Annotated in this window: 13 protein-coding genes; 5 read left to right on the top strand and 8 right to left on the bottom strand. The window is 69.0% G+C overall.

Translation table 11 applies throughout. From position 1 onward, the window contains the following. Positions 1–35: 35 nt before the first annotated feature. The gene (locus QE449_RS10780) at positions 36–452 is read right to left on the bottom strand and encodes a hypothetical protein (protein WP_027505146.1); all 417 of its coding nucleotides are present in this window, start codon (positions 450–452) and stop codon (positions 36–38) included. A 263-nt stretch (positions 453–715) separates the two neighbouring features. Between QE449_RS10780 and lexA the strand changes: the two genes are divergently transcribed. Beyond that, positions 716–1,498: a transcriptional repressor LexA gene (gene lexA, locus QE449_RS10775; RefSeq protein ID WP_307108796.1), complete on the top strand. Its 783-nt coding sequence runs from the start codon at positions 716–718 to the stop codon at positions 1,496–1,498. Positions 1,499–1,559: 61 nt separating this feature from the next. Here lexA and QE449_RS10770 read toward each other — a convergent pair whose 3' ends face one another. The 5 genes from QE449_RS10770 to QE449_RS10750 all read right to left on the bottom strand — a co-directional run bounded on the left by QE449_RS10770 (position 1,560) and on the right by QE449_RS10750 (position 7,048). Further along, a complete protein-coding gene (locus QE449_RS10770; protein ID WP_027505144.1) occupies positions 1,560–2,702 on the bottom strand; it encodes an acyl-CoA dehydrogenase family protein in 1,143 nt (380 codons plus the stop codon). Between the two features lie 159 nt (positions 2,703–2,861). Then, positions 2,862–3,485 carry a YigZ family protein gene (locus tag QE449_RS10765; RefSeq protein ID WP_307108795.1) on the bottom strand — a complete coding sequence of 208 codons (624 nt, stop codon included), beginning with the start codon at positions 3,483–3,485 and terminating at the stop codon, positions 2,862–2,864. Positions 3,486–3,494: 9 nt separating this feature from the next. Further along, positions 3,495–3,929: a hypothetical protein gene (locus tag QE449_RS10760; protein WP_307108794.1), complete on the bottom strand. Its 435-nt coding sequence runs from the start codon at positions 3,927–3,929 to the stop codon at positions 3,495–3,497. Between the two features lie 23 nt (positions 3,930–3,952). After that, a complete protein-coding gene (locus QE449_RS10755) occupies positions 3,953–5,236 on the bottom strand; it encodes a uracil-xanthine permease family protein (protein WP_027505141.1) in 1,284 nt (427 codons plus the stop codon). Positions 5,237–5,353: 117 nt separating this feature from the next. Further along, complete coding sequence (locus tag QE449_RS10750; RefSeq protein ID WP_307108793.1) at positions 5,354–7,048, bottom strand: phosphoenolpyruvate--protein phosphotransferase; 1,695 nt, start codon at positions 7,046–7,048, stop codon at positions 5,354–5,356. Between the two features lie 181 nt (positions 7,049–7,229). Here QE449_RS10750 and QE449_RS10745 point away from each other — a divergent pair, with 181 nt between their 5' ends. From QE449_RS10745 to QE449_RS10730, 4 genes are all read left to right on the top strand, one after another. After that, complete coding sequence (locus QE449_RS10745) at positions 7,230–7,997, top strand: DeoR/GlpR family DNA-binding transcription regulator (protein WP_027505139.1); 768 nt, start codon at positions 7,230–7,232, stop codon at positions 7,995–7,997. Next, positions 7,994–8,977 carry a 1-phosphofructokinase family hexose kinase gene (locus tag QE449_RS10740; protein WP_307108792.1) on the top strand — a complete coding sequence of 328 codons (984 nt, stop codon included), beginning with the start codon at positions 7,994–7,996 and terminating at the stop codon, positions 8,975–8,977. The genes QE449_RS10745 and QE449_RS10740 overlap by 4 nt, the downstream gene beginning before the upstream one ends. A 49-nt stretch (positions 8,978–9,026) precedes the next feature. Beyond that, complete coding sequence (locus QE449_RS10735) at positions 9,027–11,063, top strand: fructose-specific PTS transporter subunit EIIC (RefSeq protein WP_307108791.1); 2,037 nt, start codon at positions 9,027–9,029, stop codon at positions 11,061–11,063. Between the two features lie 73 nt (positions 11,064–11,136). After that, positions 11,137–11,394, top strand: a complete 258-nt coding sequence (locus QE449_RS10730) for an HPr family phosphocarrier protein (RefSeq protein WP_027505136.1) — start codon at positions 11,137–11,139, stop codon at positions 11,392–11,394. 65 nt (positions 11,395–11,459) lie between these two features. On the opposite strand, the gene QE449_RS10725 is transcribed toward QE449_RS10730, so the two are convergent. Then, the gene (locus QE449_RS10725; protein ID WP_307108790.1) at positions 11,460–12,506 is read right to left on the bottom strand and encodes a hypothetical protein; all 1,047 of its coding nucleotides are present in this window, start codon (positions 12,504–12,506) and stop codon (positions 11,460–11,462) included. Then, positions 12,503–13,966 carry a GTPase HflX gene (gene hflX, locus QE449_RS10720; protein ID WP_027505135.1) on the bottom strand — a complete coding sequence of 488 codons (1,464 nt, stop codon included), beginning with the start codon at positions 13,964–13,966 and terminating at the stop codon, positions 12,503–12,505. The genes QE449_RS10725 and hflX overlap by 4 nt, the downstream gene beginning before the upstream one ends. Between the last annotated feature and the right edge of the window lie 2 nt (positions 13,967–13,968).

Genomic DNA, 13,968 nt, shown 5'->3' with positions numbered 1-13,968 from the left:
GCCTTCCGCGGCCCCGGGGGCGTGTCCGGCCGGTGTCAGCGTCCGGAGACGACGCCCATCTCCACCTGCTCCGAGATGGACGGCTGTGCCGGAACGTCGGCGGAGCGCATGTTCGCCAACCCCACCAGCCCCAAAACGGACACTGCTGTGATCAGCGCCACAGCGATGGGCGTCGCGAATCCGTGTCCCCGACGAGTGCGGTGTTCGACCTGCGAGACACCGTTCGAGCGGCGACGGTAGTCGACAGTGCCGCCGTCGGGGCGGCGGGAGTCGCGCGGAGCGGGGCTGCGGCGGACCGTGGTGCGCTCGCGCACGTCGGTCGTCGTGGACCCGGCCGCGCGGTCGGCCACACCCCAGTAGGAATCGTCGTCGCAGGTCCAGCGCGTGCGGACGGGTGCATGCATGTCGATGGAACGTGCGGTGCCGACAGTCAGCAGGTCACTTCGAGTCATTGCAACCACTCCTCGTGGATAGCCGGTGGCCGTCCGCGTCGCCGATGCACCTAGGTGTTCGAACAACACATTCGCCCACGCGTTCGAATGAACGCATGTTCGATGTATAGCAGTCCGGTCCGACAAAGTGCATCGAACACGCGACACGCTTCGAACAGGTGTTTGATCCGAGTCCCGTTTCGGTTTAGGTTCGACACACGCACAACGGACGTGACACCAGCACCACCTGCCCCACGTCCACTGCTACCGATGGAGGTATCTCGATGAAGGACGACAGCTCATCCGGCACGGTCGGCGGGCGCGCGTCAGCGACCGGCTCGGCCACGACCGCCGACACCGAGTCCGGTCTCACCGAACGTCAGCGGCGAGTGCTCGAGGTGATCCGTGCGTCGGTCGTCGAGCGCGGCTATCCGCCGAGCATCCGGGAGATCGGTGACGCCGTCGGATTGACGTCCACCTCGTCGGTCGCGCATCAACTGCGCACCCTCGAACGCAAGGGGTTCCTGCGCCGCGACCCCAACCGTCCCCGCGCCGTCGACGTGCGTCTGCCGGGCGAGAACGGGCGCCCCGAAGAGGTCTCTGCCGTCGCGCAGGACGATCTCGTCGCCGCGGACACTACGAATCACCTCGACAGCGCGGACACACCGTCGTCGGACGACGATCGCCTGCCCGCACCGACCTTCGTCCCCGTCCTGGGACGTATCGCCGCGGGTGGTCCGATTCTCGCGGAGCAGGCCGTCGAGGACGTGTTCCCGCTTCCGCGCGAGCTCGTCGGGTCCGGCTCGCTGTTCCTTCTCCGCGTCGTCGGTGAGTCGATGATCGACGCCGCCATCTGCGACGGTGACTGGGTGGTCGTGCGTCAGCAGAACGTGGCCGACAACGGGGACATCGTCGCCGCAATGATCGACGGAGAGGCCACCGTCAAGACGTTCAAGCGGACTGGTGGGGACGTCTGGCTGCTCCCCCACAACGACCTGTTCGAGCCCATTCAAGGGAACGACGCCGTGGTGCTGGGCAAGGTCGTCACCGTGATGCGCAAGCTCTGATTCCGGACACACGAACGCCGGCGCTGGATTTCCAGCGCCGGCGTCGTCGTGTTCGAGGTTCCTACAGGTCCAGACCGCGACCGATGATCTCCTTCATGATCTCCGTCGTGCCGCCGTAGATGGTCTGCACGCGGGAGTCCATGTACGCCTTGGCGATCGGGTACTCCTTCATGTAGCCGTAGCCACCGTGCAGCTGCAGGCACCGGTCGATGAGCTTGACCTGGTTCTCGGTGGTCCACCACTTCGCCATGGCGGCTTCCTGGACCGACAGCTCGTTCGCGTTGAGCTGCTCGATGTACTTGTCCACCATGATGCGGACGGCAGTCGTCTCGGTCGCACACTCCGCCAGCACGAATCGCGTGTTCTGGAACTTGCCGATCGGCTTGCCGAACGCCTTGCGGTCCTTGCAGTACTGGATCGTCATCGCGAGCGCGGACTCCATCGCGGCAGCCGCGACGACGGCGATCGACAGGCGCTCCTGCGGCAGGTTCTGCATCAGGTAGATGAAGCCCATACCCTCCTGACCGAGCATGTTGGCGGCAGGGATGCGGACGTCGGTGAAGCTGAGCTCCGCGGTGTCCTGCGCCTTCATACCGATCTTGTCGAGGTTGCGGCCGCGCTCGAAGCCCGGCATGTCGCGCTCGACGACGAACAGGCTGAAGCCCTGCGCGCCCTTCTCCGGATCGGTGCACGCCACCACGATGACGATGTCGGCGTTGATGCCGTTGGTGATGAACGTCTTGGAGCCGTTGAGCACCCAGTCGTCACCGTCACGGACGGCCTTGGTCTTGATGCCCTGCAGGTCACTGCCCGTGCCCGGCTCGGTCATCGCGATCGCGGTGATCAGCTCGCCGGAGCAGAACCCGGGCAACCAGCGCTGCTTCTGCTCGTCGTTCGTCAGCTCGATGAGATACGGAGCGACGACGTCGTTGTGCAGCGTGAACCCGATGCCGCTGTACCCACCGGCCGTGGTCTCCTCGGTGACGATGGCGTTGTAGCGGAAGTCCTTGACTCCGCCGCCGCCGAACTCCTCCGGCACTGCCATGCCCAGGAAGCCCTGCTTGCCGGCCTCGACCCAGACACCTCTGTCGACGATGTTCTGCGTCTCCCACTCCGCATGATGCGGCGCGACGTGCTGCTCGAGAAACTTCTTGTACGAGCTGCGGAACAGGTCGTGCTCGGGCTCGAACAACGTGCGCTTCATGATTCTCCTCGTCGTGCGTACGGCGGATCTGTCTCGAGCCTAGAACCAGGTACGAGCGGGGTCGATGACCAGTGCGAGCACGTTCGGTGACCTCGGCGTCACTGACTCGAATCCGGTGTGTTGAGCCGCGGTATCCGCGGCTCAGCGCACCCAGCCGCCTCAGAGACCGAGCACCCACCGGTGCCCGACGCGCTCTGCCACCACACCGCCGCCGGTCGCGGACGCGAGGACACCGTCGAGCCGGTCGCCGTCACCGATCACCCGGAGCCGCACGTCGGATCCGTAGGCGACGTCGTCGACGGCGAATCCGTGCACTCGCAGGACGCCCTCCACCCGACCGGCATCCGCATGGGGCAAAGCCATCTCGAGAACGTCGACACGCGCGAGCTCGCCCACCTCCGCACGATCGAGCGCCGCACTCACCGCACCCGAGTACGCGCGCACCAACCCACCGGCGCCGAGCTTGACGCCCCCGAACCACCGACTGACGACGGCCACCACATCGACGAGGTCGCGGCCGGTCAGCACGCCGAGCATCGGAACACCTGCCGTACCGCCAGGTTCGCCGTCGTCCGATGCGCGCTGACGACGGTGCTCCTGATCTGCGCCGACGACGAAAGCCCAACAGTGGTGGCCCGCATCGGGGAACTCTGCCGACACCGCAGCGACCACGTCGAGCGCCTCGGACTCGGTGTGGACGGTGACCACGCGGGCGAGGAACCGGCTCCGCTCGATCACCGTTTCCGCATCGACGTGTCGGGTCGAGACGAGGGCATGCGGCACGGAGCCAGCCTAGACGCGGCGATTGTGCCGAGCCTGCAGGACGAGTGGCGGCAGAACCCAGGCGACGATTGCCAGAGTCACCCACCAGTACTGACCCGGCACGCCGTTCAGAGCGAAGCCGACGACGATCACCGCCGAACCACTGGCACTCCGCAGCAGGTCGACGTCACGGCGACGCACCGCGGGGCCGCGCAACCAGGAGATGCGCTGGTCGCCGCTCTCGCGCACGGTCCGCCTCGTCGACGCAACGGCGAGAACCACAGCAACGATCAGGGCAACAGTCGCAACGGCCGCACGAGCAACAGAGTTCGGCAGCGCGAAGGTCGCCACGACGATTGCAACCCAGACGACGCCGATCAGCGGAACCTTCCACGCCGGCGCCGACGGCCACTCGTCCGGCGCGAGGCGCACGGGTCGCATCGGGTCGAGGTGTGCGTGGCTCACCGCCTCAGCGTGACACAGACCGCTCAGTCTCGTCGCCGCTCCGACAGCGCGCGCAGCACCGGGTACGCGACCAGGATGCCGACCGAGCCCCACACGATGCCGCCGAGTTCGACGGATCCGATGGTCAGCGTCAGGTCACCGACACCGGCGACGAGGGCGGCCGCCGCGACCATCAGGTTGAGCGGCTTGGTGAAGTCGATCCCCGCTTCCTGCCAGATCCGCACGCCGAGAAGGCCGATGAGACCGTAGAGCACGAGCGTCGCGCCGCCGATCACACCGCTCGGGACCGTGAAGATCAGAGCGCCGAACTTCGGGGAGAACGAGAGCACCAGCGCCGTGGCGGCGGCGACCCAGTAGGCAGCGGTGGAGTACACGCGGGTGGCGGCCATGACGCCGATGTTCTCCGCGTAGGTCGTGGTGCCCGAACCACCACCGGCACCGGCGAGGACGGTCGCCGCGCCGTCCGCCATGAGGGCGTCACCGGCGACGTCGTCGAGGGACCGACCCGTCATCGCCGCGACCGCCTTCACGTGACCGACGTTCTCGGCGACGAGCACCACGACGACGGGCAGTGCGACGAGCACGACGGACAGCTGGAACGAAGGGCCCGTGAACTCGGGCAGTCCGATCCACGACGCGCTACCGAGTGCGTCGACGCGTGCGGGATCGAGAGCACCGGTGACGGCAGCGAACACCCATCCCACGACGACGCCGACGAGGATGCCGAGGCGGCCGATCAGCCCCGGCACCGCGACGGTGACCAGCAGGACCGCCACGAGGGTCACGGTCGCGACGAGCGGCTGAGCCTCGTACGAGGTCGCGGCGGTGGACGCGAGGTTCAGGCCGATGAGCGCCACGATCGCGCCGGTCACGAGCGGCGGCATGACGGCGTCGAGGACGCGGCTCCCTGCCAGCCGGACGAGCAGGCCGACCAGGAACAACACCACGCCCACCACGAGCACCGCGCCGAGCTGCGCAGCGGGACCGTCGCCCGCCGTCGCCGCCAAGGGTGCGATGAAGGCGAAGGACGAGCCCAGGTAGCTCGGGATCCGGCCGCGCGTGGCCAACAGGAAGATCGCGGTACCCAGACCGGAGAAGAACAGCGTCGTCGTGACCGGGAACCCGGTGATGGTCGGCACCAGCAGAGTGGCGCCGAACATCGCGACGACATGCTGCATCCCGATCCCGATCGTGCGCGGCCACGAGAGCCGTTCGTCCGGAGCGACGACCGCGTCGGGCGCCACGGTGCGACCGTCACCGTGGACGGACCAGCGAGGGAAGAACTGCCTGGATCGAGTTGTCGTCACGGCGGAAATGATGTCATGCGGGAAGGCCGGAGGCCGGTCGGCAGGTCACCGGGAAGGCCGGAGGCCGGTCGGCAGGTCACCGGGAAGGCCGGAGGCCGGTCGGAGGGCGGGAGCGCATCACCCGAGCAGGCCGGCGGCCACCTCGCGTGCTTCGGCCGGGCTGGAGGTGGACAGCACGGCCTCGGCCGCGGCCTTGCACTGCTCGAGCGTCACGGTGCCGAGCTTCGCGCCGACACCGGCCACGGCGGCCGACGCGGCCGAGAGGGACGTGACGCCGAAGCCAACGAGGACACAGGCCAACAACGGGTCCGCGGCGGCCTCTCCGCAGACTCCGACAGGCTTGTTCACCGCTGCGCCGGCCTTCGCCGCGTGGGCGACGAGCGTCAGGACGGCGGGCTGCCACGGATCGGTCAGTGCGGCCAGGTCGGCGGACATGCGGTCGGCCGCCATCGTGTACTGCGCGAGGTCGTTGGTTCCGATGGACAGGAAGTCGACGTGATCGAGGATCCGGTCCGCGAGCAGCGCCGCGGCGGGCACCTCGATCATGACGCCGGGGGTGAGCCCACGTTCCCGCACGTCGGCGGCGAAGGCCTGCGCCTCGGCGGACGTGGCGATCATCGGGGCCATCACCCACGGGGACGACTCGGTCGAGGCCGCTGCGGCCGCGATGGCGTCGAGCTGGCGATGCAGGATGCCGCGATTGCCCTCGGCGATACGGATGCCGCGCACTCCGAGGGCCGGGTTGGCCTCGTCGGCGTGGTTCGCGAAGCGCAGCGGCTTGTCCGAGCCGGCGTCGAGCGTGCGGACGACCACCTTGGTGCCCTCGAACGCGGTGAGCACCTCGGCGTAGATCGAGGCCTGCTCGTCGACGGTGGGCTCGACGTCGCGGTCGAGGAAGCTGAGTTCGGTACGGAAGAGTCCGACGCCGTCGGCCGCGGTCGAGCGGGCTGCGCGAGCGCCGGCGCCGTCCTGCACGTTCGCGAGGATGTCGACACGGTGACCGTCGGACGTCCGGCCGGGCCCGCTCCAGTCGGCGACCTCGGCGAGGTGGGTGGCCGATTCCTCGACCGCGGAGCGTGCCGTGGACGGATCGGGCTCGATCTCGATGAGGCCGGTGGTGCCGTCCACCATGACGAGCGTCCCGGCGGGGACGTCGTCGAGGCCCGTCGCCGCGACGATGCACGGGATGCCGAGCTGACGGGCGATGATCGCGGTGTGGCTGGTGGGTCCACCGAGCGAGGTCGCGAGGCCGACGACCAGCGTGGCGTCGAGTCCCGCGGTGTCGGCGGGTGCGAGGTCCTCCGCCAGGAGAACCGAGGGCTCCGAGGGTGTGGGAACGCCGGGCTCCGGGAGATCGGACAGCTCGGCGATCACGCGGTCGCAGATGTCCATGAGGTCGGTGATGCGCTCGGCCATGCGTCCGCCGAGCTTGGCGAACATGGCGACGAACTGGTCCGTCGCGGTGACGGCGGCGTACGCGGCGTCGGAACCCTTGCCGATGGCCTTGACGCCGGCGCCGATCCACCCGCGGTCCTCGGCCATCGCGGCGTTGGCGGCGAGCACCTCGGACGCGGAGCCGGTTGCCAGTGCGGCACGGGCCTGCAGACGTCGACCGACTTCGGCCGCCGCGGCGCGGAAGCGCTCCTTCTCTGCATCGCGCGCGTCCTCGGCGATCTCGACGGCCGTGTCGGGACGTGAGGGGCGCGGCGCCGGGCGGATCGCGGGGCCGTAGCCGACGCCGGGCACCACCGGCGTGCCCTGCACCGCGTGGGCCGTCGGCTGTGCCTCGTTCACGGTGAGCGATCCCGTCATCTGCTTCCTCCTGCTGCGCGGTGGTGCGGGGGCATCTCGCCTACCCGCTGTGCATCGCGTCTCCCGCGATGGCTCTTGTGACTCAGATTACTCGAACCTCTTGACATGTCAACAGAGACGGGCGTAAAACAACATAAACCAACAGTGAAACAACGGATCGGACGGAGGGGCGGTGAACACGATGTACGCGGAAGAGCGGCAGAACGCCATCGCCGGCCTCATCGGACAGCGCGGTCGCGTCTCCGTCGCCGACCTGGCCGACACGTTCGGTGTCACCACCGAGACCGTGCGCCGTGACCTGGCCTCGCTCGACCGTATGGGCGTCGTGCGCCGAGTCCACGGTGGCGCAGTGCCCGCCACGTCGGTCACCGCGGTGGAGCCAGGGATGGCCGAGCGCGAACACACCCGCGCGAAGGAGAAGGACCGCATCGCCGCTGCCGCCCTCGCCTACCTGCCTGCACCCGGCGGATCCATCGCGCTCGATGCCGGCACCACCACCGGTCGACTCGCCGCGCTGATCCCCGTCGAGTCGGATCTGACGGTGGTGACCAACTCGCTTCCCATCGCGACGCGTCTCGCCGCGGTTCCGTCGCTCGATCTCCACCTACTCGGTGGCCGCGTCCGCGGTGTCACGCAGGCGACCGTCGGCGAGGACACCCTGCGAGTGCTCGGGACCGTGCGTGTCGACGTGACGTTCATGGGCACCAACGCGATCAGCGTCGGCCACGGTCTCTCGACTCCCGACACCGACGAGGCCGCCGTCAAGCGCGCGATGGTGAGCGCGGCGGACCGCGTGATCGTCGTCGCGGACTCGGCCAAGATCGGCCTGCAGTTCTTCATGTCCTTCGCCGCACTCGACTGTGTGGACGTCCTCGTCACCGACGACGGCATCACCGACACCGACTGCACCCGTCTGCAGCAACACGGATTGGAGGTGGTGGTCGCATGATCCTCACCCTGACGGCCAACCCCAGCATGGATCGCACGGTCTCCCTCGACGTGCCGTTGGTGCGCGGATCGGTGCATCGCAGCGCACTGACCACGACGGAGCCCGGCGGCAAGGGGGTCAACGTCGCACGCGTCGTCACCTCCGCCGGACGGACCGCCACAGCGGTGCTCCCGTGCAGCGGTTCCGATCCGCTGCTCAGCGCGCTCGGCACCCTCGGAGTCCGGTACCACGCCGTACCCACGTCGGGTGTCGCGCGCACGAACCTGACCATCAGCGAGTCCGACGGCACGACGACCAAGATCAACGAGCCCGGGGCCGGACTCGCGCCCGAGACGGTCGACGCCCTGATGGCGTCCGTCCTGGAACTCGCGCAGCGCGCCGACTGGGTCGTCCTGTCCGGATCGATCCCGCCCGGAATCGACGCCACCTGGTACGGCCGCCTCGTCACCGCGCTGCACGAGGTGTCGGCCACGGTCGCGGTGGACACCTCCGACGATCCGCTCTCGGCACTCGCCGCCGGCTTCCCGGCGACGGCACCCGATCTGATCAAGCCGAACGCGGAAGAACTCGCGCACCTCACCGGCCACGACGGCGCCATGCTCGAAGCCAGTGCCGCACAGGGTGACCCGTATCCCACGGTCGAGGCCGCGCGCATTCTCGTCGACCGCGGAGTGGCTGCCGTCCTGGCGACACTCGGTGGGTCCGGGGCCGTCCTGGTCACCGCGACAGGGTCGTGGTTCGCCACCCCTCCCCCGATCACCCCGCGAAGCACCGTCGGCGCGGGCGACTCGTCGTTGGCCGGATACATCCTGGCCGATCTCGACGGCGAGGACGGTGCCGGTCGACTCGCCCGGGCCGTCGCCTACGGATCCGCAGCCGCCGCCCTACCGGGCACCCGGTTGCCGACGCCGTCCGACGTCGACGTCACTGCCGTCCCCGTCCACACCCTCGACTCGTCACCCGCCGTACCCCAGTCCTGAAACCCCAGTCCTGATCCCCCAGCTCCACTCCACTCCCAGAGGAAACGACATGTCCAGTCCCACCACGGCTCACGATGCCAAGCCCGGCATCATCGCCGAGGACCTCATCCTGCTCGACGCCGATCTCGGCTCGACGAAGGACGATGTCATCGCCCGCCTCGCTCGCGTCCTCACCGACGCGGGCCGTGCATCGGATGCCGACGCCCTGCGCGACGCCGCGATGGCTCGTGAGGCGCAGTCGGCCACCGGCCTGCCCGGCGGCATCGCGATTCCACACTGCCGCTCCGCCGCGGTCACGACGGCATCGCTCGGATTCGCTCGCCTGAACCCGAAGGTCGAGTTCGGCGCACCCGACGGCGACGCGGACCTGGTCTTCCTCATCGCCGCACCGGAGGGCGCCGGCGCGGAGCACATGAAGCTGCTGTCCTCGCTCGCACGCGCGCTGGTCAAGCCCGCATTCGTGACGTCGCTGCGCGAGGCGGCCACCCCCGCCGACGTCGTCGCACTGGTCGAGGGCGTTCTGGCCCCCAAGCCTCCGAAGGCTGCGACTCCCGTCACGACCACGACGACCGCTCCTCCCGCTCCGACCGCCACGGCGGACGCTGCCAAGCACATCGTCGCCATCACCGCGTGCCCCACCGGCATCGCCCACACCTACATGGCTGCCGACTCCCTCAAGGACGCCGGCGACCGTGCGGGCGTCACCGTGCACGTCGAGACGCAGGGCTCGAGCGGCTCCACGGCACTGGACCCGGCTCTCATCGCGTCGGCCGAGGCCGTCATCTTCGCCACCGACGTGGGCGTCAAGGGCCGCGAGCGCTTCGCGGGCAAGCCTGTCATCGAGTCCGGCGTCAAGCGCGCGATCAACGAGCCCGACAAGATGGTTGCCGAGGCTCTGCGCGCCGGCGGTGACCCGAACGCCGCACGCGTCTCCGGTACCGCACCGGGAGCGTCCGCTGCCGCCGCTGCCGGTGGACTCGGCTGGGGCACGCGGTTGCGCCAGATCCTCCTGACCGGTGTCAGTTACATGATCCCGTTCGTCGCGGCCGGTGGACTCCTCATCGCCCTCGGCTTCCTTCTCGGTGGATACGAGATCAAGGGTGTGGCCGAGGACATCATGACCAACAACAGCCTCACCAACCTGCCCGACGGCGGGCTCCGCATCTTCATCGGTGCGGTGCTGTTCCAGCTCGGCGGCCTGGCCTTCGGCTTCCTCGTCCCGGCTCTGTCCGGTTACATCGCCTTCGCCATTGCGGACCGTCCCGGTCTGGCACCCGGCTTCACCGCCGGTGCGGTGGCCCTGTTCGTCGGTGCCGGCTTCATCGGTGGCCTCGTCGGTGGCCTCATCGCCGGCTTCGTGGCGCTGTGGATCAGCCGGATCGCGGTGCCGCCGTGGCTGCGTGGCCTGATGCCCGTCGTCATCATCCCGCTGGGAGCGACCCTCGTCGTCGGCGGTCTGATGTTCCTCGTGCTGGGTCGCCCGCTCGCTGCCATCACCACCGGCCTGACCAACTTCCTCAACGGCCTCTCGGGCTCGTCGGTCATCATCCTCGGCATCATCCTGGGCCTCATGATGTGCTTCGACCTCGGTGGACCGGTGAACAAGGCCGCCTACGCCTTCGCTACCGCCGGGCTCAGCGTCGACAACGAGGCATCGCTGCGCATCATGGCCGCCGTCATGGCTGCCGGCATGGTTCCCCCGCTCGCCATGGCACTCTCGTCGACGCTGCGTCCGAAGCTATACAGCGAGGCAGAACGCGAGAACGGCAAGGCTGCATGGCTTCTCGGAGCTGCGTTCATCTCCGAAGGTGCGATCCCGTTCGCCGCGACCGACCCTCTGCGCGTCATCCCCTCGATGATGGCCGGCGGCGCTGTGACCGGCGCCCTGATCATGTCCTTCGGGACGACGCTCAGCGCGCCCCACGGCGGACTGCTGGTGTTCTTCGCGATGAACAACTTCTTCCTGTTCCTGCTGGCTCTGGCGATCGGCACCGTGGTCTCCGCGGCGCTCATCACCGCGGCCAAGCAGTTCGCCGGCAAGAAGCCTGCGGAGATCGTCGACGAACCCGTCGCCGTCGCAGCCTGACACCCACGTCACCACCCCCACAGCTGGCAGTATCGACACCAGCACTCACCTGACGAAGAAGGAGATCACCACGATGCCCAGCACCACGGTCACGGTCGGATCCGCCATCGGCCTGCACGCCCGTCCCGCCGCCGTCATCGCCGAGGCGGTCGCCGACTCCGGCGTCGACGTCACCCTCGAGGTGGAGGGCGAAGAGGCCGTCGACGGCGGCTCCGCGCTCATGATCATGACGCTGGGGGCCACCAAGGGCACCGAGGTCACGATCACCAGTGATGATCAGGCCACGCTCGACAAGGTCGCCGCACTGGTCGCGTCGGACCTCGACGCCTGATCTTCCGCACAGACGACGACGGCCCCCACACACCGTGGGGGCCGTCGTCATGTGTGCTTCTGTGTCTACCGCGACCGGAACAGTCGACGCACGAAGAACAGGGTCAGCACCACGACCACACCGACCGACGCCGCGGCGGCGATCAACGGAACGAGGATGGACCCGGTGGGCTCGGCGGGTGATTCGGAGTCCGCGGTCTCGGTGGCCTCCGGGCCGGCCTCGGCGGAGGGTGCCACATCGCGCAGGACGAGGACGGCGGGACGAGCTGCAGCCGTGTCCACACCCTGCTCGGACCCGAGCAGCACCTCGTAGTCCGAGGTGAAGGCGATCGACTCGCCCTGCGGCTGCGGCGGGAGCGCGACGACGCGGGCGGGGGCCGACGCGAAGGCCGCGGCCACGTCACCGTCCCGCACGGACCACAGGTACAGATCGGTGTAGGTGCGCACGGCAGCGATGGACCCGTCGGCGCTCACGGCGCCGCCGGTGACCAGGCGACTGCCGTCGAGCAGCGGCGGACCCCCGGGTGTGGTCGTCGCGGACGGCGCGAAGTCGGCCACGCGGCGCAGCGGGGTGGGACCGGGACTCGGGAGATCGGACACCGACGTGTCCGCGGTGTACACGGCACCGGTTCCGAGACCGTCCTTCGTGACGACGACGGGACGGCCGTCGGGCCCGATGAGGAGTGCTTCGGCATCGTGCGCACCGTCGGGATAGGTGAGCCGATGCAGTTCACCGGCACCACCGGCCGCAGGATCCATCCGGGTGAGGGCCACGGCGTCGCGTCGACGGTCGTTGTCGCCGATGTCCGCGAGCCACAACGACCCCTCGAACGACGAGAGATCCTCGACGTCGTACGGATCCACCGGATTCGGAAGCCACTCCGCGACAGCACACTCGGAGTCGAGGCGCGCGACACGGTCGTCGGCGCCGCTGTCCCCGATCGCGTACACCGTCCCGTCGAGCACCGTCATACCCGAGAGTTCGGACAGTCCCGGATCGGTCGGCACACAGTACGGCTCCGCATCCGGTGCCTCGGTCTGCGCCGCCGCGGGAGACGCTGCCACGAGCGCCACCACGGCAGCGCCGAGCACTGGCGCGAACCGACGGCTCACGCGCTGTGGGCGTATCGCGTGAGTATCGAGGCCAGCGCCGTCGGCACGGTCGCGTCGATGCGCGTACCGCCGCTCTCGTGACTCGTGCTCGAGATCCGTCCGTCCGCATGGATGCGCGACACCAGGTCGCCGCGGTCGTAGGGCAGCAGGACGCTGACCGACACCTCGGGCGGGCGGACCAGCTCGCCGAGTCGTGTCCGCAGCTCCTCGATGCCCTCACCGGTCTTCGCGGACACGAAGACCGCACCCGGCAGCAGGCCCCGCAGCTGCGTCAGCGTGACGGGATCCGCGGCGTCGATCTTGTTGACCACGATCAGTTCCTCGGGCGCCGCGGCGTTCTGCTCGCGCACCACCGAGACGATGACCTCGCGGACCGCCTCGATCTGCCCGATGGGGAGCGGGTCGGACCCGTCCACCACGTGCAGCAGCAGATCGGCGTCCGTCACCTCCTCGAGCGTGGAGCGGAATGCCTCGACCAGCTGGGTCGGCAGGTGGCGGACGAAGCCGACGGTGTCGGTGAGCACGCACTCGCGGCCGTCCTCGAGCGTCGCCTTGCGCGTGGTCGGATCCAGGGTCGCGAACAGTGCGTTCTGCACCAGCACACCGGATCCGGTCAACGCGTTGAGCAGCGACGACTTCCCCGCGTTGGTGTAGCCGACGATGGCGATGGACGGCACGTTGCCCTGCAGCCGGCGCTCACGTTTGGTGTCGCGGGCCTGCTTCATGCCCCGGATCTCGCGACGTAGCTTCGCCATGCGCTCGCGAATGCGACGACGATCGGTCTCGATCTTCGTCTCACCGGGACCACGCAGGCCCACACCGCCATTGCTGCCGGCGCGGCCACCCGCCTGACGCGACATGGACTCACCCCAGCCGCGCAGACGCGGAAGCATGTACTCCATCTGCGCCAGGGCGACCTGCGCCTTGCCCTCGCGGGAGGAGGCATGCTGAGCGAAGATGTCGAGGATCAGCGCGGTGCGGTCGATGACCTTCACCTTCACGATCTTCTCCAGTGCCGTCAGCTGCGCAGGCGTGAGTTCACCGTCGCACACGACGGTGTCCGCGCCGGTCGCGATGACCACCTCGCGCAGTTCCTTCGCCTTGCCGGAGCCGATGTAGGTGGAGGCGTCGGGTCGGTCGCGACGCTGCACCAGCCCTTCGAGCACCTCGGAACCCGCCGTCTCGGCCAGAGCCGCGAGTTCGGTCATGCTGGACTCCGCCTCCTCGGCGGAACCGCTGGTCCAGACACCGACGAGCACCACGCGCTCGAGCCGCAACTGGCGGTACTCGACCTCGGTGACATCGGTGAGCTCGGTGGAGAGTCCGGCCACACGGCGCAGTGCGCTGCGATCGTCGAGCTGCATGTCGCCGGTGGACCACTCGGCGTCCTGCTCGAACCCGTCGCTGTGGGAGGAACCTGTCGTGTCGGCCCTGTCGGCCGCTGCATTCGTTGTCGTCATAC

Source organism: Rhodococcus sp. SORGH_AS_0303 (assembly GCF_030819335.1).
Lineage (GTDB): Bacteria > Actinomycetota > Actinomycetes > Mycobacteriales > Mycobacteriaceae > Rhodococcoides.
Note: the sequence above shows the minus strand (reverse complement) of the source record. Positions and strands in the feature narration are given on the sequence as shown.